The sequence below is a fragment of the Microcoleus sp. MOSTC5 genome, from assembly GCF_036701825.1.
Taxonomy (GTDB): Bacteria; Cyanobacteriota; Cyanobacteriia; order Cyanobacteriales; family Microcoleaceae; genus Microcoleus; species Microcoleus asticus.
The window spans coordinates 26,666-49,058 of the sequence record NZ_JAUBRK010000045.1; the positions used below are offsets into that span (position 1 = coordinate 26,666).

The 22,393-nt window shown below is 45.4% G+C and carries 17 protein-coding genes and 1 pseudogene; 11 read left to right on the forward strand and 7 right to left on the reverse strand.

The features are described 5' to 3' along the window. Nucleotide 1 precedes the first annotated feature (1 nt). The 3 genes from QUA54_RS23005 (at nucleotide 2) to QUA54_RS23015 (ending at nucleotide 1,855) form a co-directional block, all read left to right on the forward strand. Nucleotides 2-205, forward strand: a complete 204-nt coding sequence (locus tag QUA54_RS23005; protein ID WP_172186720.1) for a DUF751 family protein — start codon at nucleotides 2-4, stop codon at nucleotides 203-205. A 408-nt stretch (nucleotides 206-613) separates the two neighbouring features. After that, the gene (locus tag QUA54_RS23010; protein WP_172186698.1) at nucleotides 614-1,006 is read left to right on the forward strand and encodes a PadR family transcriptional regulator; all 393 of its coding nucleotides are present in this window, start codon (nucleotides 614-616) and stop codon (nucleotides 1,004-1,006) included. A 315-nt stretch (nucleotides 1,007-1,321) separates the two neighbouring features. Continuing rightward, nucleotides 1,322-1,855, forward strand: coding sequence for a cofactor assembly of complex C subunit B (locus QUA54_RS23015; RefSeq protein ID WP_172186699.1), 534 nt, complete (start codon nucleotides 1,322-1,324; stop codon nucleotides 1,853-1,855). A gap of 326 nt (nucleotides 1,856-2,181) precedes the next feature. Here QUA54_RS23015 and QUA54_RS23020 read toward each other — a convergent pair whose 3' ends face one another. Both QUA54_RS23020 and QUA54_RS23025 read right to left on the reverse strand, forming a co-directional pair. Further along, on the reverse strand, nucleotides 2,182-2,505 hold the full coding sequence (locus QUA54_RS23020; protein ID WP_006635576.1) for a DUF3155 domain-containing protein: 324 nt from the start codon (nucleotides 2,503-2,505) through the stop codon (nucleotides 2,182-2,184). Between the two features lie 93 nt (nucleotides 2,506-2,598). Next, complete coding sequence (locus QUA54_RS23025; RefSeq protein ID WP_333416445.1) at nucleotides 2,599-2,769, reverse strand: hypothetical protein; 171 nt, start codon at nucleotides 2,767-2,769, stop codon at nucleotides 2,599-2,601. Between the two features lie 121 nt (nucleotides 2,770-2,890). Between QUA54_RS23025 and QUA54_RS23030 the strand changes: the two genes are divergently transcribed. Continuing rightward, nucleotides 2,891-4,279 (forward strand): ATP-binding protein, encoded by a 1,389-nt coding sequence (locus QUA54_RS23030; RefSeq protein ID WP_333416446.1) that lies wholly within the window; start codon nucleotides 2,891-2,893, stop codon nucleotides 4,277-4,279. Nucleotides 4,280-4,308: 29 nt separating this feature from the next. After that, nucleotides 4,309-5,001, forward strand: coding sequence for a hypothetical protein (locus QUA54_RS23035; protein WP_333416447.1), 693 nt, complete (start codon nucleotides 4,309-4,311; stop codon nucleotides 4,999-5,001). Between the two features lie 89 nt (nucleotides 5,002-5,090). Here QUA54_RS23035 and QUA54_RS23040 read toward each other — a convergent pair. Next, nucleotides 5,091-5,788: pseudogene (locus tag QUA54_RS23040) on the reverse strand (IS1 family transposase). Between the two features lie 165 nt (nucleotides 5,789-5,953). On the opposite strand from QUA54_RS23040, the gene QUA54_RS34530 reads away from it, so the two are divergent. Continuing rightward, nucleotides 5,954-6,058: a transposase gene (locus QUA54_RS34530; protein ID WP_445301576.1), complete on the forward strand. Its 105-nt coding sequence runs from the start codon at nucleotides 5,954-5,956 to the stop codon at nucleotides 6,056-6,058. 166 nt (nucleotides 6,059-6,224) lie between these two features. On the opposite strand, the gene QUA54_RS23045 is transcribed toward QUA54_RS34530, so the two are convergent. Further along, nucleotides 6,225-7,760 (reverse strand): ATP-binding protein, encoded by a 1,536-nt coding sequence (locus QUA54_RS23045; protein WP_333416448.1) that lies wholly within the window; start codon nucleotides 7,758-7,760, stop codon nucleotides 6,225-6,227. 43 nt (nucleotides 7,761-7,803) lie between these two features. After that, entirely contained in the window at nucleotides 7,804-13,143 is a 5,340-nt protein-coding gene (locus QUA54_RS23050) for an ATP-binding sensor histidine kinase (RefSeq protein WP_333416449.1), read from the reverse strand. Between the two features lie 303 nt (nucleotides 13,144-13,446). Here QUA54_RS23050 and QUA54_RS34535 point away from each other — a divergent pair, with 303 nt between their 5' ends. Beyond that, nucleotides 13,447-13,593 carry a hypothetical protein gene (locus QUA54_RS34535; protein WP_445301577.1) on the forward strand — a complete coding sequence of 49 codons (147 nt, stop codon included), beginning with the start codon at nucleotides 13,447-13,449 and terminating at the stop codon, nucleotides 13,591-13,593. A 232-nt stretch (nucleotides 13,594-13,825) separates the two neighbouring features. Here the strand turns inward: QUA54_RS34535 and QUA54_RS23060 are convergent, their stop codons facing one another. Continuing rightward, nucleotides 13,826-18,685: a CHAT domain-containing protein gene (locus QUA54_RS23060; RefSeq protein ID WP_333416450.1), complete on the reverse strand. Its 4,860-nt coding sequence runs from the start codon at nucleotides 18,683-18,685 to the stop codon at nucleotides 13,826-13,828. A 148-nt stretch (nucleotides 18,686-18,833) separates the two neighbouring features. Here QUA54_RS23060 and QUA54_RS23065 point away from each other — a divergent pair, with 148 nt between their 5' ends. Both QUA54_RS23065 and QUA54_RS23070 read left to right on the forward strand, forming a co-directional pair. Then, the gene (locus tag QUA54_RS23065) at nucleotides 18,834-18,971 is read left to right on the forward strand and encodes a hypothetical protein (protein ID WP_333196152.1); all 138 of its coding nucleotides are present in this window, start codon (nucleotides 18,834-18,836) and stop codon (nucleotides 18,969-18,971) included. Nucleotides 18,972-19,128: 157 nt separating this feature from the next. Next, nucleotides 19,129-19,323 (forward strand): hypothetical protein, encoded by a 195-nt coding sequence (locus QUA54_RS23070; RefSeq protein WP_172186707.1) that lies wholly within the window; start codon nucleotides 19,129-19,131, stop codon nucleotides 19,321-19,323. Nucleotides 19,324-19,423: 100 nt separating this feature from the next. Here QUA54_RS23070 and QUA54_RS23075 read toward each other — a convergent pair whose 3' ends face one another. Beyond that, entirely contained in the window at nucleotides 19,424-19,702 is a 279-nt protein-coding gene (locus tag QUA54_RS23075; protein ID WP_172186708.1) for a hypothetical protein, read from the reverse strand. Between the two features lie 220 nt (nucleotides 19,703-19,922). On the opposite strand from QUA54_RS23075, the gene QUA54_RS23080 reads away from it, so the two are divergent. Next, the gene (locus QUA54_RS23080; protein ID WP_333416451.1) at nucleotides 19,923-21,497 is read left to right on the forward strand and encodes a nucleoside transporter C-terminal domain-containing protein; all 1,575 of its coding nucleotides are present in this window, start codon (nucleotides 19,923-19,925) and stop codon (nucleotides 21,495-21,497) included. A gap of 259 nt (nucleotides 21,498-21,756) precedes the next feature. Next, nucleotides 21,757-22,362: a DUF3318 domain-containing protein gene (locus tag QUA54_RS23085; RefSeq protein ID WP_333416452.1), complete on the forward strand. Its 606-nt coding sequence runs from the start codon at nucleotides 21,757-21,759 to the stop codon at nucleotides 22,360-22,362. Nucleotides 22,363-22,393: the final 31 nt, after the last annotated feature.

The window sequence follows — 22,393 nt, forward strand, 5'->3', positions numbered from 1 at the left end:
CATGCAAGATTTTATTAATAACGTCTCTCGCTACCCCCGCTTTTTCATTACGATATGTCTGGGAATTTTCTTTTTCCTGTTCGAGCGACTCAGACCCCTGCTCGATCGACCGACAACTGCGATTGCCCTGATTAGTTCGATCGTAGCGACTTTTGTCTTTCTAACTTTTACATTGCGCGCCATGTTAGGTCTGAGTTTGGTTTAAAGCCAAGCTAGAGCGCAAACATCAACAGTAAATCAGACAAGCTAGAGCGCAGAGACGAGGCCGACAAAGGGCTCCGGGAAGTTGCGAATTTTTAATTTTCAGTTAAAACACCAACTCCGGAAGTAACTGCCAACTTTTGCAGGCGATCGCCCACTTAGCAATAGTCGCTGCGATACATTGGAAGAGGAAAAAAATTGCGCTCGTTAGGCCAGTGCTCCTCAACCTTGGGGCAGGCAAACATTACCGAAGTGCAGGACAAGCGTTTGGGGCTATCAACATTCACTGGGGAAATACTGCACCTCTGTTTCCTCCGTGTCCCACTTAATCCTTAGGAAGCGGCATTCCCCGCCCCGCTTTCCTCTCCCGTTAACCTGACGGTATCACGAGAGTTTCCAGCGGACAAGACAGATGAAGTTTGAACATATCTATCAATTTTTTCAAGACCCCCCTCCTGTTTATCTAAACAAGGAACTAGCAGTGTGCTACATTCTCTCCGTGTTATTGCGCGGAGATTCCTACGGTACAGAACTCATCGGACAACTAGAGAGGGAATTCCCCATCTACCGACTTTCTGATACCGTGCTCTACAGCGCTCTGAAATTCCTCGAAGATGAAGCTGTAATCACCGGTTACTGGAAAAAAGTAGAAGGACGCGGCCGCCCCCGCCGGATGTATCAAATCCTCCCTGAGTGGCGGCACCAAGCTCAAGACCTGGCTCGTCTCTGGCACGAGTACATCGGTCAGGGAAACGGCGCGTCAGGGCGTCGCTCCCACGCATTAGAAACTGGTCAGACGGGTTAACCGAGTTTGAATCGGATGCCTAAACCCTTGAGATGCTGGCGCTACTTGCAAAGCGATTTGCCCGATTGCCTTCGCTTTGCTCGATCGCCGCACAGCCATTAAAGCATCTACACTGCGTCAGGACTTACGCATGGTCACTTGAGAATTAGCGACGAGGTAGAGATATGGGAATTTGGTGATGGGGAGAAAAACGCCTTGCTACAAAGCTTTCTGCGAATTTTGGTAAAAAAGTGTCTGCGTAAGTCCTCGATCGCTTTCGTATGTAAATTTCTGTAAAGTAATAGTAGATAATTTCAATTACACAAACTTCTACCGATGGATACTGCTGTTCTTCCTTCAACATTTGTGCTAACGCTGCTGCTGGCGGTTGGCTTGTTTTTCTTCATTAAGGCCTCAGTCAAAGATAGAATCGAACAAGTCAAGCTTGCTTCCGAGAGCGCCCAAGAGTCACTGTTAACCCAGCTACAAGAGTATTTTGCTTCTAGGGCTTACCGAGTTGCAGCCGTCGATGCCCCCAACTATAAAGTCACGTTTGAGGGTTTTGTCAGGCCGAGTTGGTTTCTAGCTATTTTTTTAACTCTGCTGAGTGCAGGCGGCGCTCTGTGCTTGGGACTGGTTTTGGGAATGCTAGTTCCCCAGCAGGGTCAAATTTTCCTAGCTTTGGTACTGCTGTCCCCGCTGGCGGGGGTATTTTACTGGAAAAAAGCTGGACGCTCTGAGCAAGTCTCGCTCAAACTCGAATCTGTTGCTGAGTCGGGAAGCCAAACCAAGAGCTTTGTTACTGTCAGAGCTCACCGCGATGAACTAGCAGCCATGCAAAAAGCTTTAGACTTGAAACCGCTCGATTAAAAGTTTGGCGCGGAACATTTTTTGATATGCTAGATGCCGTACTTAGACTTCGAGCTGAAAAACCGATTACTTAAGAGCGGCTCTTTCGTTTGCTGTTGGTTCGATCGACAAAACAGTCAAAAAAAAACCATTATCGTGAAAGTGCCAATTGTGGCGATCGCCCTCTGCAGCGATCGACCCTGTTGCGATGGCTCCTTATACCCTAATTCCTAAGGACTTTTCGCATAAATTTCAGTTGGCACTCTCCAGACAATGAGAACTCTCGCGCTTTTGTTAAAAGAGTTAGAAAAACATTGCTGTCAATGTTTTGAGCTAAACATTTCGAGCTAAGCGCGGCTGGCTGACACCACAGGAATTTTTTCTGTGGTAGCTTCCAACATCACCTTTAAGCTGGGGAACAAGAAATGATTCTCTTCTACGTATTGGGCTCCAAATAAACCTTTTTCAGCCCAGAAGTATCTGTCAGTGGTATGCTCGTTACGCTTGACTAACAGCAAAGCTGGGGGAGCAATGCCTTCGGCATGGATGAACTTGCGAGCCGCTGTTACGGGTTTATCTTCGCCGCTCTCGATGCTATATTGAGGCACACACTCTAAAATTCTGCGTCCTTCTTGTCGGCGGCGACTCTTGCGTTTGCGTCTCCTGGCCAATTTCTTTACCTCCTCTGTGAGCAGACAGGTTGTAATGATAGCTACCAAATCCGAGGTCAGTATATCCGTTCTCGCTCAAAACTTCAACTGTTTTTAATATATCGACATAATCTTAATATTCGTGCCGATCGACAAAAGTGTAGCGGTTGTGGTATTGTGGGCCGGAACTTGCGGCAAAAGCAAAGCTTTGGGAATTGTGGAAGCCCGCCGGACGGGGATGCGGGGCAATAATTTTGGTTCGTGAAAGCCCAAAGCCTTCCACATAGCTGCCTTCTATCAAAGCAAAGACACCTGAAATTTAGAAGTCTCCGATCTGTAATCGGCAGCCGATCATTTGTAATTTACTGAGAATTCCGTTAGATATCTTAATGTGGCGCTCATGTTAATGCCAGCCAGTTCAGAATTTGTCAAGCTTTGCCGATCGCAGGTGGCGATCGCCGTCAGTTTGGGCGCGACATTCAGCGCGGTATACCTGACACAAGAGCTGGTAGAAGGCAGCGAGGCAAAGTTGGTGCCGATCGCGCTTTACCCAGAAACCTCAGTCGAATCTGAAGAAAATCAGGGGTTGAGGCTGCAATCTTCCGAAAGTTCGACAGTGAAACCCGTGCCGCGGCTGCTGGCGCCGCCAGTTCTGCCACAGGAAGAATCAACGGTGGGGGCGATCGCACCCGAACCGCTTCCGGGTAATGAGCGCAGTTCCCATCAGTGCCAAGGCCCGGAGAATTTGTGGCAGCAGCGGATGCAAATAGTGACACCTCTGATACACGAGGGAACTGTAATGGGACTCCTGGTGTGCGGTCGGCAAGACAGGCCTTGGAACGAGCGAGAGGAGGCTCAGATGCAACAAATTTCCCGCACCTTAGCCCTAGCCTGCATTTTAGACCAGCGATCGCAGTGGATGCAGCAGGAATTGGGTTCGGCTCGGCAAATCCAGGCTCAGGTTTACGACACGATGCACAATTTACTGCACCAGTTCAAAAGTCCGCTGACAGCGTTGCGAACTTTTGGCAAGCTGTTAGCGCGGCGGCTGGTACCGGAAGACAAAAACCGCAATGTGGCTTTTAGTATTGTCCGAGAGAGCGAGCGCCTACAAGAGTTGCTGGGCCAGTTCGATCGAACCGTTGACACGGGCGAAGCACATCTAAAACTGCCATCGGGCACTTTAGAAAAAGCAATGTCCAATGTTGAATCAATCCGGCATTCTCCTCTGTCGCTGTCACCTGCTGTCAATTTGGAGGAATCCTGTTTTGTGGCAGAAGTCTTAAAACCGCTGTTAATTTCCGCCGAGGCGATCGCATCTGAAAGGAATCTGAAATTGCTAGCCGACATTCCGGCGGATTTGCCACCTGTCTCAGCGAACGATCGAGCTTTGCGCGAAGTTTTGAGCAATTTAATTGACAATGCTTTGAAATATACCCCCGTCGGCCGCCAAATTTATATTAAAGTAAGGTACACAGCAGCGGAGGGCGATCGGGCAGGATACAGCCAATTGCCTGCGATAGCAGTTGCAGTCAGCGACACAGGTTCTGGCATTCCTCCCCAGGATTTAGAACATTTATTTGAGCGGCACTACCGAGGAGAAAAAGCGCAGACAGAAATTCCCGGCACAGGATTAGGTTTGGCGATCGCCCGCGATTTAGTCCGCCAAATGCAAGGAGAAATAGAAGTATTTTCCCCTGTCAATCCTGAATGGCTGCCATCTGCGGCAGCTCCTTTATTATATCCAACAGATCGCGGCACTACATTTGTGGTTTGGCTGCCGGTGAATAAGTAACGAACCCCCATTGCTTGGAGATATTATTTATGAAGCATCTGCCTTTATTCAATCTAATTCCCAGCTTGTCAAATTCTTTAAAAGCTTTCCAAAAACACTTTTTTAGCGTACCATTTTTAGTTGCTTTAAACACTCTGACTGTCCTGATTTTGGGCGGGCTGAGCGTATACGCCAAACTCAACAACCAGGGAGACGGAGTTGAACGCCTGTTTAGCGATCCTTTTAATTTCTGGTTCCCTTACGAAGGCATTCTAACCGGAGTTTCCGAAGTCCTCGCGTGCATACCAGTAGCAATTTGTGCATTTACTTTCGGAGTGTTGCGCCAGAAAAATCCGCGCAGTCGAGCGGCGATATTCTTATTTTTTAGTGCTTTACTGCTGGGAGTCTTTTACGTGGATGACAGGTTTCGGATGACTTTGATTATTTCTGAGTTTGGAATCTCTAAAAAATTAATTTATTTATGTTATGGTAGTGCTGTTTCCCTTTACGGACTTAAGTTTTGGCGAGACATCAAAACCACTCCTTACCTGCCATTAGTCGCAGCATTTCTCTTGTTTGCTATCTCCAGGTTTGAGGATATTTTAAACTTGCCAAGCCAAGGAGTACACGCGATGTTAGAAGACGGCACTAAATTATTAGCTCTTGTGAATTTGGCCCTGTATTTTTGGCACGTATGTCATCAAGAAGTTTGGCGACATTTGCAGCAGAGGGAAGAGCGTTGAGCGAGTCGATGATATTACAAAAAAAGGCGTTGGTTAATTATGGTATCACTAAGCAATGTCGGCGACCGCATCGAACCAAAATAGTTTCTTTAATTTTGATATGGAATTGGAATATCTGCAAATTTAAGATAGTGAATTAATAATCGAAGGGAATGTCTGAGCAACTTGCTGCGTGATGCCAGAATAACAAAGAGTTTTTCGTTTCAAACAAGGTAAATAATATCTTAATCTTGTATTTTCGCCCTCAACTCTTGTCCTATAGGTTTTGCGGTGGGATTTGAGCTTCATCGGCAATAAAATTAGGGTAAACTTTCCAGGCATCGGTCACAATAAAATAACATTTCTATTTATTAACAAGAGTACCAATTGGTTCAAAGTATAGCCACTATGAGCGCCTAATACCTATCCTAAAATACCTGGTTTAAAGTTGTCTACTAATGTTCCTAGCCAGAGAAAACATTTTTTAGCCGACAAATGTTTCTCATTCATTCCATTCACCTATTTGTGGATTTGTCTCTGTGTCTTCAAAATCTGGGAAGAGTTTTCCTACTTGTTTTACCCAATTAACTATTGTTGTATGATGCACCTTTTTGATTCTCTCAATTGCTTAAAAATCCCTACCATTGGTCTACATTTGAGACATTAACATTTAACTTTGAAGAGTAACTTTTATGAGATAGAGAGAATCTATAAATTGTCTGCTACAACCGACACAAATATAATTCTGTTTACCTTTTTTTCGACGATTTTTATTAACATGAGTTGACTGATATTTAGGACATTGCATAAGTTCTACGTTTAATGAGTGTTATTTTGTGGCGATCGCACTATAACTATATCATACGCTAATTCAGCAACGCCCTAATTGATGTATCATCTGGTTCAGAGGCTTCAACTATTTTTTTACGAAATTTGCTCGCATAAAGTTTCATTTTTTCCGCTGATCTACTGAATGCAGTGTGCTATTTATACATGGAAGCTGCTATATTTTTACGGCACAGTTGGTAATGCCTCGGAAAAGATTGTTAAAAAATATATTGAAAACCAACACAATTAAGTTAGAAAAATGTGGCTAAAGCCGCAGCGCCTATCCCAACCCCTAAAGCGGTGGGCGTGCTGCGCGAAAAAAGTCTGTCAGAATTCAGATTAATTAGCAATTAGCAATTACCCTGTTCTCATGCAACGGAAAAGCGCTATACGATCAATTCAACCAGATGAGTTCTCTAAGGCATAACTACGGCGACATTGGTTGCTATACAGATAGTAGGCATCTCAATAATAAACTGCGTTCCGTGCTCAGGCGTAGAAAAACACTGCAATTGACCGCAGTGTTTTTCTAGCAGAATTTTTTTGCTGATTGACAATCCCATCCCTGTACCTTTTCCGATTGGCTTAGTAGTAAAAAAGGGAGTGAAAAGTTTTAAACGAACTTTCTCAGTCATGCCAACACCATTATCAGCAATTGTTACCCGAATGCCTGAACCAGAGCTAATGTTGTCCCCATCATGCGAATTGCCCGGTACAACTTCAGTACGAATCAAAATTTCGGGATGGAAAACTGCACCATCTCTACTTACCCGCTCTTCTAAAGCATCTATAGCATTCGCTAAAAGGTTCATAAACACCTGATTGAGCTGACCTGCATAACACTTCACAAGCGGCAATGGACCATAGTCTTTAACCACATCAATAGCAGGGCGATCTGATCTAGCTTTTAGTCGGTGCTGTAAGATCATCAAACTGCTATTAATACCTTCGTGGATATCTACTGACTTGATTTCAGTTTCATCCACCCGCGAGAAATTGCGTAGAGACTGCACAATCATACGAATGCGGTCAATGCCTAACTGCATGGAAGAAAGCAATTTTGGCAAATCGTCCATGATAAATGACAACTCTCCATGTTCTATTGCCTGGAGAATTTCTGCTTCTGGTTGTGGGTAATGCTGTTGGTAGAGATTCAACACATAGATGAGTTCTTTAATATAATCTTTAGCATAGGATATATTGCCGTAAATAAAGTTAACCGGATTGTTAATTTCATGAGCTACACCTGCGACTAATTGACCGAGACTAGACATTTTTTCACTTTGAACTAGCTGGAGTTGTGTTTCTTGCAGCTCTTTGACAAAATGCTCTAATGCAAGAGCTTTTTGGTGTTCTTTTTCTTCACTGATACGAAGTGCTTTCTCTACTTGTTCGCGCCGTTCTATTTCTGACTGCAATTTATGACCCAGACAAAAACTTCTCAAAGCTGTTAGCACTGTAGTATATAGCTTTGAGCTCGTTAATTCTGTTTTAGTTTTATAGTCATTAATATCGTAATTGATAATAATACTTTTTTCTGGTACTTGGCCGGGTTGACCCGTGCGTAAAATAATTCGCACTAACTGATTGCCTAACTCTTCGCGGACATATTTCACAAACTCTAAGCCAGCATCATCCGTTTCCATGATTACATCAAGCAGGATGATAGCGACATCAGGATGTTCTTGGATTAACTGTTTAGCTTCTTTAGCGGAATAAGCACTAAAAATTTTTAAATGTTTATTTTCATAAACAAACTTTCTTAAGGCAATATCGGTAGCTGTGTGAACTTGAGCCTCATCATCGACAATCAAAATTTTCCAGCTTTCAGTCGGGGACTCTTCAGATACTTCATCGGCAAAAAATAACTCCTCATCTGAGTTAACTTCTTCCGCAAATAAGACTTCTTCAGATGAGTTTTCACTTACAAAGCCGTAAATATTCTTGTCCATTGCTGCTCACCTTTCTGCGTTACTGATGTTTTGATTTAGGAAACTACGGTTTTGAATCAATTTGGACGGGTAGCTTAATAATAAATTTTGTGCCTACTCCAACCTCACTTTTACATTCTATTTCACCCAGAAGTTTTTGGGTAACTAAATTGTAGACAATATGCAATCCCAACCCGCTACCACCCTGACCGCGTTTGGTAGTAAAGAAGGGCTCGAAAATTTTACTCAAATTTTCTGGGGGAATGCCTTGACCATCATCGGAATATTCAAATCTAAGTCGATCGCCCTCTTGCTGCCAATCAAAAGCCAGCTTTCCAGTACCGCCAGGTTCGTAAGCGTGAATCAGAGAGTTCATCAGCAAATTTGTGACAACTTGGGATAATGCACCTGGATAAGAATCTAGGGCGATTTTGGTGTCTCCCTTAATTTCGATCGAATGTTTGCTATTTCTCAATTTGGGTTTTAATTGGATTAAAATTTCATCGAGATAATCTCTTACTATGAAAGTTCGTCGTTCTTCGCTCGATCGATCGACTGCCACTTCTTTAAAACTCTGAATCAATGCTGCTGCCTGATTTAGATTAGTTAAAAGGGCGTTACTGCTTTGGGTGGCTATATCCAAAAATTCTTCTAGCTCGGAGCGCTTCATTTTGCCACTCTTATAAGTAGAAGCAAATTCTGTGGTGTGTTCTGCCAAAGCTGACGCAACGGTGACACCAACGCCGATGGGAGTATTAATTTCATGGGCGACGCCTGCAACTAATCCTCCCAGCGAGGCCATTTTTTCAGATTCGACTAGCTTACTTTGAGTCGCTTTTAAAGCATCCAGCGTGTTGGATAATTCGTGGGTGCGATCGCACACTAATTGCTCTAAGTTTTGATTGAACTCCTGCAAGTTATTGTAGAGTTGGGCATTTTCAATGGAAATGGCTATTTGGGCTGATAACAATTTTAACAGTTCTAGCCTATCTGTAGTAAAAGCTCCTTCTGTCAAGTTATTTTCTAGGTAAAGAATGCCTGTCAGCTTGCCTTGGTGCAGCAGAGGAGTGCAGAGAATCGATTTCGGTTGAGTGGCTGCAATATAAGGATCGCGGGTAAATTGTCCCTCTTGGGTGGCGTTATTTAAAAGCACGTTTTCCTGGGTGCGGATGACGTAGTGGGCGATCGTACTTGCCAGTTTTGGCGTTTCCCCAGAAGCAGCTTCTGCATTGAGGGGAAGCGATCGCAGCACGCTAACTTCATCTTTTTTAACGGAACCTTCAGCCTCAATCGCCCAGTTTCCCGCTTTTCCTAAAATCAAAAAGCCTTTTTCAGCGCCTGCATTTTCGATCGCAATCTTCATCAACCTTTCCAGCAACTTACTCAAAACGATTTCACCTGAAATTGCTTGAGAAGCTTTCATTACTGTGGCTAAATCTAGCGTATCTCCCAAATTAGTGCTCGTGGTAGTAGGCACAGTCGTTGTTCGGTTCACTTTTGTTTGAGTTGTTGTCTTGGCTGATGTTCTAGCTAGGAATTGGGGATATTTCTTTTCTAAATCCTCAACTTTAGCTATAGCGCCCCAGACCTGGTAGCTATAATGAGCGTTTTGCATATAAACTTGGGCGATCGTTTCTTTACCCCATAAGAGGTAGAATTTAGCGGCGAGTTCGTGAGCAAGTGCTTCCTCGTTGATGTACTCGTTTTCTTTGGCAAGGGCAATAGCATTGTCGTACATCTCAATCGCTTTTATTTTTTCGTCTAAAACGCGATGCCGTTCTGCCTCTACTAGATAGAATTTATGCAGATGATTCATTGGAGCATGATGCGCCCATTTCTGCATTTTTTCTTGATTGGCTTGTACTCTGTCAAGAATGCCCTGGTGTTCTGACTGTGGAGTATCAGAATACACCGCCAACCGCACCAGAGAATCGTAAAAATGGAAGAGAGGAACAAGAGGCAATCCTACCACTACGTCTAAATACTTCTCTGCTATGGCAGTATTTTTAATCGCTTCTGAGTAATTTTCAAACCAGTAACTAAGTAAAAGTTTGTTCCAATATATATAGGCCACTCCCGTTTTGTCGTTGGCTTGCTGGTACAATGGCAACCTGATTAGCTCATTGCAGACTTCACCCTTTAGAAAACAGGGATTTTCACTTTTTCCGAGCAAATTTAAGGTAGCCTGCCAATAGATTTCTATATAATTAAGCGCTACTTTTTGCTTAATTTTATGAATAGCATCTCTGTTGATTGCCATCTCTCTTTCCAGGGTAGTCAGTTCTTTGCCGCTCAAGTAAGCGCAATAGGAATACAAGAGTAGATCATTGGCAGCCCATTCTAAATCTCCCGTCTCCATGCCGCTAGCGTAAGCTGACACGACAGGTTCTAAGGTTTCTCTAAGATGCTCTTTCCAAGGTCGGATGAATATATTTACTATGCCAACTGTCTTGGCTTGGATTTCTTTAGCATTTAACTTGGACACTAGACTTAAAGCCAATTGACCGAACTGATAACCAGAATCAATATCTCCGACAATGCCACAAAGAAAAAAACCATAATTGGCATAAGCAAAGGCCGACACGGAAGCATTACCATATTGAACGGATAAATTTACTTGTTTGCACACCGTCAAAAGCAATAGTTCTGGCGCAGCAACGTATGCAGCAGCAAAGATACTTGACATAAGTCTCATGGCTGCTAATTTATAGGGCTCGCTCATTTGAGGCAGGTCAACTAAATCCTCAATTCGCTTCCCGTTCAAAATTGCCGCTGTTTCTCCTAGTGCCTGCCCAATATCTGACGGGTTCGCTTTAGAAGGAAATTCTACTCCCAACAGCTTTAAGACTTTTAGCGCCGTATTAACTGCTTCTAGTAACTTGTTCTGAGCTATATAAGCTTGAATTTGGACTTCGTACACTTTTACTTTGTCCAGCAGCGTTTTGGCGAACTCTTTGACTATCTCAACAACTATCTGCATTCCTTCAAAATCACCTCTCAAAAAAGCTACCTCTGCTGCTCCCTCGTGCAACGCTAATGTCAGTTCGTAATGATGAGTCCAGCTATTTTCTACTAACAGTCTCAGCCCTGCTTGCAAATATTCGGTAGCCGCAGCATAAGCGGTTGCAGCTTTGGCTTTTTGACCTGCGATTAAATTGAGTTTTGCAATTTCAGTGCGTTCGGATTCGTCGCTAACCAGTTCAATTCCTAGATTCAAATGATCGACGATCGGAAATATTTCTTCCGCTCGTTTCTCTGGCGAGGTATTTTGCCATAGCAAGCGACCAATTTGCAAGTGAACTGTTTTTTTAGAATTTGGCTCAATCAAAGCATAAGCTGCTTGTTGCACGCGATCGTGCAAAAACTTATAAGTAGTAATGACCAGATGAGATTTAACGATTTCTTCTTCTGTTACGCCGAGTTCAGAAGTGGCTAAAATTAATCCATCTTGGATGGCTGGCAATAGCTGTTGAAAGGTTTCAGCGGTAGATTTTTCGTTGACAATCGAGAGAGTATTTACGTCAAAACTATTGCCCACACAAGCGGCTAACCGTAAAACCTGCTGAGTGGAAGCTGGCATTTTTCTCAATTTACCGACCATCAACTCAACGACGTTATCGGTAATCCCTACGGCTTCAATTTCTGAAATATTCCAATCCCAGTTTCTTTGCTCAGAATTAAAAAGCAGGAGGTTTTCTTCATAGAGAGTTCTGAGAAACTGATTGACAAAAAAAGGATTGCCTTGAGTTTTACCGACGACTAACTCAGCTAGGAGGATGACTGAGCCTCTATCCCTCCGTACAGTATCAGCTATCAAGTTAGTAATATGTTCGATATCTAAGGGAGTTAAGGTAATGTGGTTAATAGTCGCGCCTTGATTTTGCAGCGCCTCCAGAGTCATGATTAAGGGATGCGTCTGGCTAACTTCGTTATCTCGATAAGCACCCATTAGAAATAAGTATTTCGTTTCCTCATCTGCCATCATTACTTGCAGCAGTTTCAGAGTAGCGGAGTCAGCCCATTGCAAATCGTCTAGAAAAATGACTAAGGGATGCTCGACTGAACAAAACACCCGGATAAATTTTTGAAAAACTAAATTAAAACGATTTTGCGCTTCCGTAGCACCTAACTCTTGGACTGGTGGCTGTTTGCCAACAATGAATTCTACATCGGGAATGACATCTATAATGATTTGACCGTTATCACCAAACGCCGCTAAAAGTTTTTCTTTCCAGGCGCCCAGTTGCGTTTCGCTTTCAGTTAAGAGTTGCTTGACTAAGGACCCAAAAGCTTTAACAATAGCTGAGTAAGGAATATTGCGTTGAAATTGGTCGAATTTCCCGGCAATAAAATAACCGCTTGCCTTAGTAATCGGTTTATAAACTTCTTGCACTAAGGCTGATTTGCCAATGCCCGAGTAACCCGACACTAACATAATTTCTGTTGTGCCATTGCTGACGCGCTGAAAGGCTGCTAATAAGGTTTCAATTTCGCGTTCTCTACCATAAAGTTTTTGAGGTATTTGAAACTTATCTGTAATATCTTTTTGGGCGATCGCAAAATCTGCAATACTTCCCTTAGTTTGTAATTGTTGCAGGCATTCTTCCAAATCTGCGATGATTCCCCAAGCACTTTGGTATCTGGCTTCAGCAGTTTTTGCTAACAGTTTCATTACAATATCAGAAACCGCTTTAGGAATTTCTGGATTGATTTCCTGGGGCGGTACTGCTTGTTTAGCAATATGACAGTGCACTAATTCCATTGCATCGTTGTAATCGCATGGCAGTTGCCCCGTTAGCAGTTCGTAAAAAGTGACTCCTAACGAGTAAAAATCCGTGCGGTAGTCGATCGCTCGGTTCATTCTGCCTGTTTGTTCCGGCGATATATAGCTCAGAGTGCCTTCTAAAACATTAGGATTTTTTAGGGTAGGATTCTCGCGATTTAAAACAGTAGAGATGCCAAAATCTATGATTTGGACTACCCCTGTTGTCGAGTTAATAATAATATTGCTGGGATTGATATCTTTATGAATAATGTTATGTTGATGGATTTGACCTAAAGCCTTGGTTATTTTGATAGCTGTTAACAAAAACTCTTCTAAGGTAAGTTTTTGAGAAGCCAACCCCTGCTTTAATGATTGTCCACCACAATCCTCGGAAATAATAACCAAACTGTTCTGGTATCTTTCTAAGCTGTAGGTTTTAGGCACACTTTCTAGGTTAAGATTGCGTGTAATTTCGTATTCCTGCTTGTATCTGACTAACGAAGCTGGCAGCGGATAATCTTGCTTGAGGAATTTGAGAATGACTGGTTGGTTGTCTTGCTTTCTCAGTCCTCGGTAAACTAAAGAATTGTTACTATCATGAATTTGGTTCGTAATTTCGTAGCCGGCTAAGTTAATCATCCTTGCAGCCTCTTTTAATAATTAATACACATTTTTTTTAGCAATTCTCAATTTGTAAGTAGATGTATCCTCTAATATAAAGACTAGCCTGCACTTTAAGCAAAATTAGATTTTTTAACTAAAAATTATTATTTTTTACATTTCTTCAAAAAAGTACAAATAAATATTTAGGTTAGGAGTCAGATCGCTCCACAGTTTCCTCCAACAGCAGGTAAGACAGAGTGAAGTGCGATCGCCGTTAGTCTTCATAGGAGATTTGGGCGTTGCATAATTAGAGTATAAATAGGGGGAATACACCCTGCAATGAAAGCGAGTGCAAATCAACCCATAGCCGTAGAAAAGGTAATAAAAAAGGAAAACATAACTACATTTGTGTTAAATGCGATCGTCAATCGATCGCTGATGATGAGTCCCAAGTCGGTGAGCTGGATGAATTACACACTTATGTGAAAAAACACACACAAAATCTGGCTGTGGACAGCCGTTAACCACTTTTGGTCAGGAGTTTTAGGATGGGTATTAGGCGATCGTAGTTTCGAGACATTTGATAGTATTTCCGGTTGCATCGGAAACGATATAAGTCCTAAATACATTACCTAAAATTTCAGGATATTCCCATTCCTGCATTATTCATACCTTGATTCAGCAAGGCCCCTTTTTCCTTCTTCCTTTAACCTCCCAATTACCAAGGATTGCCAATCATTGTAAAGGCGGCCCAATAATAAGGATGCGAAAGCACTCGATCGCCCCGCGACGCAATTTCCGGAGGCAAAGTTAGACTCATAGAAAGCCCTTCGACTCGCAGCATCCCGTCTTGAATCCGCACGCGCCCCTGCAGCATCTCCAATTGCGCGCGCCGCAAAGCCTCGGCTTTAATCATCAAATTGCCCTCACCTCTCGGCATCCGCAACTGCCGGTAAAACCCTGTCATCAGCCCCAAAGTCCCCTCATCGCTGACTTCCCACAAACTCGCCAAAGCGGATCTAGCACCGCTAGCTACCGCCAAACCCGCAAACCCCAACTCCGCCTCTTCGTCGCCCAAAGCGGTACTGCACGCGCTTAAAACTAACAGATTCACCGGCGGTTCATTCCACCGCAACTGCCGCATTTGATCGATGCGCAATTTAGTATCCCACAACTGAATGTAAGAATTTTTCGGTTCCCCGGGCTGGAATTCGCTGTGAGTTGCTAAGTGAATGATTCCAAAAGGCCGATTGGCCCGCTGAGCTTGCAAATTGCCTAGAGTAAAATCTTGATTCAAAAATGATTTTCCCCGATCGGGCGGCGCGATCGATTCTAACTCCACCGGTACCGCCGGTAATGGCGCTTTATCTTCAAATACCGACGCCCCCATTGCCAAAATTTCATCATCCGCAATATTGTCGTAGCCGATATCAGTCAAACTCAGACTCGGTATCACGCTAATGCTGTATTTCTCAACTAAGAAGCCTTTGCCGTCGTGAAGAGCAGCAAAGGGCACGCTCCGCAAACCTGCTGCCGGAATTACAATTAAATTGTCAATATTTAAAGCTGCCAATTCTGCGGCCATTGGCGCAATTAACCAGCGATAAAGTTTTTGAGCAGAATCCAAATAACTAATGCTGCTTCTTCTTCTGGGATTAGTTATTTGGGTTTGCAGGGCGTCAGCCAATTGCAACACCTGCCACCGCGTTGTCGCCGGAACTAAAACGCGCATCGGTTGAGCGTTAGCTGTTACTAACACTAATTCTAAATGCTCTCCGTTAGGAACATCGGAAACTTCTTTGCCCTGCGGCGACAACCTCTCCCCCAACTTATCTTCTAAGGGGTGAGGGGGCCCGGAGGTGAGGTTTTTTCTCACAGGCAATAGATTAGATAAATCCTGACTTGCCACCAGTACCGAACCATTTTCTTTGGGAGCGGCTGCTGCCAAACCCCTGACCCAATTAAGATAAATAATGGCAGATTTTACCCCAGTAATTTGTTCATTTTTACGAAGAGTTTCGTAAATTACCGACATATTACTAATCGGCGTTCTTGCCGGCAAGTCCAGATATTTTTCGTACTCGCGACTAAAGGTTTGCTCGAATGCTAAAACTCCCGATCCGAGCGAATCGAATCTGCGATCGGGAACGAAAATATTCTGGGTAATTGGGGAATTTCTCGGTCGATTTGACGATCGCAATTCTACTTGCAAAGATGCAGGAAGTGAGAGCGCAGGAGCCGGAGTTACGGTCACTAGAGGCTGTTCGGGAATTGGTTCGGGAATTGGTTCGGGAATTGGTTCGGGAATTGGTTCGGGAATTGGTTCGGGAATTGGTGCAGGAGCAGAGGGCGGGTCCGGTGTAATTAGGGAAATCTGATTTGGTAAACTTCCCTGGGTGTAAGTTTGCCCAAAAGCAAGACTGGGCAAAATGGCGTTTCCCGCACCAGCATTAATGGTTCCCCGCGTTCCATTGTCGATCGCGCCGCCAACTACAAACGGTCGATCGCTACCGCCTCCGTGGCGAATTGCGATCGTCCCCGCCCCTGCACCTCCGGCATTAGAAATACTGGAAATATTGCCCGATATATCGTTGAAAACACTGTTCGAGCGAAACAAACCGAGGGTTGTCACATCAATCCTGCCGCCAGTGCCGCCTTGAGCGTTGATAAAGCCCAACTGAATGTCACCAGTCGCGCTCAGGGAAACGCCCCCGCCGTTGCCGTTTGAAGTGCTGCTGGAATTGATATCGAGAGCCGAAATGCCCGCTTTCGAGGTGACAGCAATATTTCCGCCGATCGCCCCCGAAGTGTTCAAAGCTCCCGCAGTTAAAGAGCCGGCATTGGTTTGGAGAGCGATCGCGCCTCCAGTTCCCGACACTGACGACGAGTCGATCGCACCCGCAGCAATCGCATTTCCCTCAACCCGAATGCTCCCACCGTTCGAGGTAATATTGCCAGTCCGAACCTTGCGACTTGCTTGCAGGTTCACGCTGCCGCCATCCGTCCTTAAATTACCCTCTAAGAGGACATTGCCTGCCTTGATCTCGGCTCCCAAAGCGGCAGTGCTGTCCCCCCCGAAGGTAGCGGAATCTCGGGCGTTAACGCTCAAACTGCGCGCTGCAATTGTGGAAGCCGCCGCCACGCTAGCAGCGTCAGCCGAGAGCCGGCCCAACCTCTGAGTTTGACCGACTCTGCCGCCAAAAGTAATGTTCTCGCCAGCGCGCAGCGTCAAATTATTAGCTCGGCCCGGCGTGCTGTCGAGGGTATTGGCAAAAGCGATATTGCCGGTAGTCGCGGCTAGGGCGGCGCTGCGATTGAGTGTGACGGCACTGTTGAAAGTCATGTCGCCAGATGTCGCAATATTGCCCGAAACCTCGGTACTGCCGGCGTTGACAGTCAAACTCGCCAGCGGTGCAGCTTGACCGACTGTACCGCCGAACAGCACTCGCTGAGCGTCGAGTCTCAGGGCGCGATCTCCGTCTAGGCTACCGGAGAACAGAATGTTGCCCGTAGCTTCCGCGCTCAAAGCCACGTCAGCATTAAGGGAGGCGTTTCCTGTAAAAGTGAGATCGCCGCCGGATGTCGCAATGTTGGCGTTGAGATCGGTTTGGGGCGCGTCGAGTGTCAAGCTAGCGCTGCCGCTTGCGCTCAGGGGATTGTCGATCGCGATCGAGCGGCCTTGAAGTGTCAGCGGGCTGTTGAAGGTAATGGGTGCGACGATCGCGATCGACTCGCTGCTACCGTTTTCGCGCCCGATCGCGATCGAACCAAAATCCCCTGCCAAAGCGCCGAGATCCGTTGCCGTCAAGTCCAAAATGCCCAAAATATCGCCGGTGCCACCGATCCGAATTGCTCGGCTGTCGTTGGGCTGCAAGCGAATTGTTCCCCCCGCACTGCTTACGGAATTGCTGCCGCCTCTCAAGTCAATGCCGTTAGCAGTGAGAGCGATATTGCCGCTGTTGGCATTAAGTCCGCCAACAGAGATGCTGCTGGCGAAAATGTTGATGTTGCCACCTTGAGTCTCGATTGAGTCCTTGGGGTCATTGACAACAAACACTCCGCCCGATCTAAATGTTACTGTGTCTCCCGTTCTCGCTTGCAGGGAAAGTTTGTTATCGGGCAAGTTTTGGACGGTGATGTAGCCGGGGGTATCTATAACCACGTTGCTGCCGGCCGTCATCTGTTCCAACTGCACTTCTGGGATGTATGTTTCATTGGGTGCTGGTGCCGGTTGGAGTTCCCCGCCAGTCAATCGCGCGTTGCTGTCGCCGTTACCGCTGACGATCGTAATATTTGCCGGATCGAGCCACAAATTGCCGATCGCACCGTTAGTCGCGCGGGTATCGACCTCTCCTTGGAAAGTTAAAGCATTTTTGCCGGAAACTTCTACTCTGCCGCCGTTACCTGCGGCAGTGCCCCCGCGAGCAGTAATATTGCCCAAGAAGCGAGTGATATTGTCTGACCAAATTACCGCAGTGCCGCCATTGCCGCGGTCGATCGCGTTTGCTGCGATCGTAGAATCAGGACTAACATAAGTTACCTGGGCATTTGGCACTGGTTCCATCCCCCGCCAACCGCCTCCGACGCGCACAGTACCTCCGCCGTCCGTCCCGGAAGCATCGATATTTGCGCCGAACAGTCCGACTTTTTCGCCTAAAATATTGACTGTGCCGCCAGCATTCCCTGAAGGGGCGAATACATTGACAGAACCCGAGACGATCGCACTTCCCCCATTTATCGGCACTGTTTGGCCGCCAGTCAGTACCAATTGACCTTGTTCGTTAGTCGTTAAACCTGTGGCTGATGCTACGCCGGGGCCCGTCAGCAACTGAGGCAAAGCTTGTGGGGCGATCGCAGATGTTTCTGACTGCAAAGACGGAGTAATTTCTAAACTCAATAAATTGCCGAGTTGACCGATCCGGACTGCATTTTTTCCCGGAACAGCAGCCACAGTAATTTGACCGTTAGGAGCGGATAATTGTCCTGTATTAATAACGGTGCCACCGAGCAAAGTTAAACTTTGCCCGCTGCTAACTGCCAAGTTTCCTGCATTGACAATTGCACCGACTTGTGAGTTATTAAAATTAAATTGATTGGGATTTCCCAGTAAAGCTTTGTAATCATTACTTCCGGTGGCATTAAACCAGCGATCGCCGAAACCAATACCAGTAGCAGTTGTCGCGAAAAAAGACCCCGGCACGTTTAATCTAGCATTTTGACCGAAGACAATTCCCGCCGGATTCATTAAGAATAAATTCGAGTTGCCGCCGGTGACAGAAATCAGACCGTTAATGACGGAAGCATCGCCGCCGGAAATCCGCCCTAAAATATTTTGAATATTTGGATTAGTTAGAAAATTAGCAATTTGACCTTCGCTGAGATTAAATTGGCTGAAGCTGTGAAACAGATTTGCCCCGTTTCCTGACAGTTTTCCGCCACTAATGTCTGTGCGGTTTTGCTCGGAGTTAACAACAGTATTAGTGCCGTCATTTGCCGGAACGACAGGTTGCGATCGAACTGCTAGCGGTAGCAGCCAAAAACCTAATGTCAAAATTAGAGCCGAAGGAAAATAGGTCATTGGAGGAAGCCATTAGTCATTAGTCATTAATCATTAGTCATTAATCATTAGTCATTAGTCATTAGCCGGAAAGAAGAGGGAAGTCAGAAAAGCCAATTCCCGATTACCAATTTAAATCTATTGTAGTTGGGATTTTTTTTGAGCTGTAATGTTCCGCCGAAGTGCAAATAAACTTAAAAAGGTCGATCGAACGCTGCCACCGCCGGGGGTCGATCGACCTTGCAGGCACACGGCATCAGTCGATCGCACTCCAAAACCACCCCTTACCAGAATGTGGGAAATATAATGCAGATTTTATATTTATCTGCCGCCCGTGTCTTGACAAAATCCGCCCAGAGTCGTATGATTTCAGCACTGATTGAGTGGGACGGCAAAAACCCACAAAATAACTGGCTCCTCTAATGAAGTTAAAAACAAAATATTGATGCTTTTAGAGACCAACCATGCAAACTCCAACTTACTCATTTCTAACTGAACAAATAGTAGAGCAGATATTTTCGTCAGGCGAACTGACTCGGAATGACAGACAGCGAATTCAGTCAATGCTCTTAAATGAGTCGATCGGCGAAAATGAATTGAGATTAATTGAAAGAGTCATGGAAGGCGTAGTTAAGGGAATGCTTGACGTGCTGAATTAGTTAAGAACTGGCGATCGCCTATCTAAATCTAGGGTGCAGCGCACCTTACCCTCATTTTAAATAAAATCGCAAATCGCAAGTCGCAAATTCTGTCACCGTTCTAAAAATCATCATCCGGCGCCTCATCCGAGATCTCATCGCGACGCACAAGTTCAGAAGGAGGTCTATCGTTACTCCAAGCCCACCACACGTCCCCGCACTGGCAGCGGTAAAATTCTTGCCACTTGCGACGGTTGAACTCGGTGTATACTGGCGATCGGCGATTAATCCAGACCTCAGCCGCATCCGTGCAGCTAGCACCGCACTTGGGACAGCAAAACTCATTAGCGTGAACCGCCGTCGCAGTCCATTCAGGAGGATGTGGAGCAAAAGCTTCCATGTGTGAGAGTTTCTATCTAAACTGCTGGTAATTACGGCAAATCAAGGCTTGCTAAAGATCCGCAGACTTCGGAACGACCTAAGCAATGACATAAGTACGCTGTTGAGTGCGTAATTTATCTGCCCGTTATTTTTTTTAGCATTTGCCGTCAGATGAATAGTATAACTGATGTGGTGCAAACCGTCGATCGGCATTCTTAAGTATTTCAAGGACTAGGCTTATGTCAATCTACAATCTTATCTCGTTTCTGGGTATTTTTGGCTTGTGTGCGATCGCCTGGATTTTTTCAGAAAACCGACAGTCCAAGTATATACCTTGGCGCGTCATCACCTGGGGCATTGGACTGCAATTAGTCTTAGGATTTTTAGTATTCCTGTTTCCCCCAACTCGCATCGCTTTAGAGTGGTTTACTGGCTTGCTGGATGGAGTGTTCACCGCTGCTGACGCTGGAGCGAGATTTGTATTCGGGAGCAATGTTGTACCGATACCTGGTAAAGATCCAGCAGTTAATTTAGGATATATTTTTGCTTTTCGAGCTTTACCGACAGTCATCTTTTTTTCGGGCCTCATGGCCTTGCTATACAACATCGGCGTGATTCAAATTATCACCGAAGTTTTTGCCAAAATCTTTTATATGACAATGCGGTTGAGCGGCGCGGAAGCCCTCAGCGGCGCTGCTAATATTTTCGTAGGAATTGAAGCGGCAATTGTCGTCAAGCCTTATTTGCCAAAAATGACTCGTTCCGAACTTTGTGCAATTCTCTCTTGCTGTTTTGGGACGGCAGCTTCTTCAACTTTAGCAATTTACGTCAGTTTTCTCAAGCCAGTTTTTCCAAATATTTTAGGGCATTTAGTTTCAGCCTCAATTATCGCCATTCCCGCTTGTTTTGTCCTCTCCAAAATCTTAGTCCCGGAAACAGGTGTGCCCCTGACAATGGGCGGCATTCCCAAGGAAGAACGGAAGCCTAAAGGCCGCGAGTTTGTGGGCGAAGAAATTTCCGAAATGGACGGCGAAGAATTCAAACAAGAGACAGTTGGAGGAGAACCCATCGAACGAGTCAGCCCTTTGGATGCAGCGATAATTGGCGCCTTGGACGGTGTAAAAATGGCAGTAGCGATCGCCGCTGTTTTGATTTTAATCTTAGGCTTAGTTTCCTTAATCAATCAATTTTTTGGTTGGCTGGCAATTTTGCCCGGCCCAATTGGTGGCTTTTTCAAAGTTGTCACCTTAGCCAACATTATGGGAGTCTTATTTTATCCTTTGACGCTATTAACAGGAGTTCCATTAGACGACTCTTGGCAAGCGTCAGTAATTATCGGTCGCAGGTTGTTAGAAACAGCCATTCCGCCCTATCAAAGTTTAGCAGAAGCGGGCGCAAAAGGACTGGTGAGCGCTCGTACAGTTTTAATTGTCAGTTACGCGCTTTCCGGCTTCGCCCACTTAGCCTCCGTCGGCATATTTGTCGGCGGCACGATCGCCCTAATTCCATCCCGCCGCAAAGACATTTCCGAACTCGGTTGGAAAGCATTATTTGTCGGCACATTAGCTACAATGATGATCGCTTGCATCGCCGGCACCTTCGACACCGGAGACGCCAGCATTTTAGGCGCTAAAACAGCCCCTGCTGCCCCGCTAACAGCCCCTGATTCTCCAAAATCACCGACATCCCCAACCGTGAATTCAAAGCCGTCAGTTGCCCCAGCAATTGCCAGTCCGAAGCCTTCTGCTAATACCGAAAAAGCAGCTCCCAGAGCTCAAGAATCTCCTTCTTCCGCATCCAAGAAAAACCCTTAATATCTTCTATTGACTTGTCGGGGCTGGTTTGACAAACAATATTTAACTACCGTCAAAAATCTCCAGAAACCCGCCCCCACAGAAGCAATAACCTACATCAACTTTGATTTCCATCGCATCAGCCCTTGGGTGGGGGCGGGCTTACGAGATTGTAGGTTTTAGGCAATTATTGTCGGTAAAACCAGCCGCTACGAAGCCGTAACCGATATTATTGTTTTTTATCCAGATGTAATTACCAATTATCAATTACTCTAAATTTATGAATCCCGATCCAGAAATTCGCCGCCTGTTAGATGTGATGCCCGCTTCCGGCCGCATGACGTGTAAAATTATTAATAAGCCCCAACAATCAACGGTAATTGACTGCGATTTTCCTTTGCCTTGGAATCAATCTCGCCCGATTTATATTAATTTTGATTTGTGGCGGCTGCTATCTAAGCCGCAGCGGGATTTACTGCTATTGCGGAATGTGAGTTTTGTGTGCAATGTTAAGTGGTTTAAACCGGATATTTATCAAGGTGCGGCTCTGGCGGGGATTGTCGGGACTGTTGTAGAATTGTTGCAGGGAGATGCGATCGGCACTGCGATCGCGGGCGGTTTGACGGGACTCGCGATGACTCGAATTTGGCGCGACAACCGCAGTTCCCAAGTAGAGTTAGATGCTGACGAAGCGGCGATTAGAGTAGCGGGAAGGCGCGGTTACAACGAAGCGGAAGCGGCCGGACATTTGCTTGGGGCGATCGAGGCTGTGGCGCAAATTGAAGGGCGCAGTTTGGATTTTAATGAGTTGATTCGGTGTCAAAACTTAAAGGCGATATCGGGTATTTCGGCGGTGGGCGTACCCGATAGTGTCAGGCAAGATTGAAAAAAACCTAGATATAATCAAGACGGAAACC

Excerpts from the sequence above, each read along its gene's own strand:
- QUA54_RS23005 (WP_172186720.1), top strand. The coding sequence starts at position 2 with ATGCAAGATTTTATTAATAACGTCTCTCGCTACCCCCGCTTTTTCATT.
- QUA54_RS23010 (WP_172186698.1), top strand. The coding sequence starts at position 614 with ATGAAGTTTGAACATATCTATCAATTTTTTCAAGACCCCCCTCCTGTT.
- QUA54_RS23015 (WP_172186699.1), top strand. The coding sequence starts at position 1,322 with ATGGATACTGCTGTTCTTCCTTCAACATTTGTGCTAACGCTGCTGCTG.
- QUA54_RS23025 (WP_333416445.1), bottom strand. The coding sequence starts at position 2,769 with ATGTGGAAGGCTTTGGGCTTTCACGAACCAAAATTATTGCCCCGCATC.
- QUA54_RS23030 (WP_333416446.1), top strand. The coding sequence starts at position 2,891 with ATGCCAGCCAGTTCAGAATTTGTCAAGCTTTGCCGATCGCAGGTGGCG.
- QUA54_RS23035 (WP_333416447.1), top strand. The coding sequence starts at position 4,309 with ATGAAGCATCTGCCTTTATTCAATCTAATTCCCAGCTTGTCAAATTCT.
- QUA54_RS34530 (WP_445301576.1), top strand. The coding sequence starts at position 5,954 with ATGCAGTGTGCTATTTATACATGGAAGCTGCTATATTTTTACGGCACA.
- QUA54_RS23045 (WP_333416448.1), bottom strand. The coding sequence starts at position 7,760 with ATGGACAAGAATATTTACGGCTTTGTAAGTGAAAACTCATCTGAAGAA.
- QUA54_RS23050 (WP_333416449.1), bottom strand. The coding sequence starts at position 13,143 with ATGATTAACTTAGCCGGCTACGAAATTACGAACCAAATTCATGATAGT.
- QUA54_RS34535 (WP_445301577.1), top strand. The coding sequence starts at position 13,447 with ATGAAAGCGAGTGCAAATCAACCCATAGCCGTAGAAAAGGTAATAAAA.
- QUA54_RS23060 (WP_333416450.1), bottom strand. The coding sequence starts at position 18,685 with ATGACCTATTTTCCTTCGGCTCTAATTTTGACATTAGGTTTTTGGCTG.
- QUA54_RS23065 (WP_333196152.1), top strand. The coding sequence starts at position 18,834 with ATGTTCCGCCGAAGTGCAAATAAACTTAAAAAGGTCGATCGAACGCTG.
- QUA54_RS23070 (WP_172186707.1), top strand. The coding sequence starts at position 19,129 with ATGCAAACTCCAACTTACTCATTTCTAACTGAACAAATAGTAGAGCAG.
- QUA54_RS23075 (WP_172186708.1), bottom strand. The coding sequence starts at position 19,702 with ATGGAAGCTTTTGCTCCACATCCTCCTGAATGGACTGCGACGGCGGTT.
- QUA54_RS23080 (WP_333416451.1), top strand. The coding sequence starts at position 19,923 with ATGTCAATCTACAATCTTATCTCGTTTCTGGGTATTTTTGGCTTGTGT.
- QUA54_RS23085 (WP_333416452.1), top strand. The coding sequence starts at position 21,757 with ATGAATCCCGATCCAGAAATTCGCCGCCTGTTAGATGTGATGCCCGCT.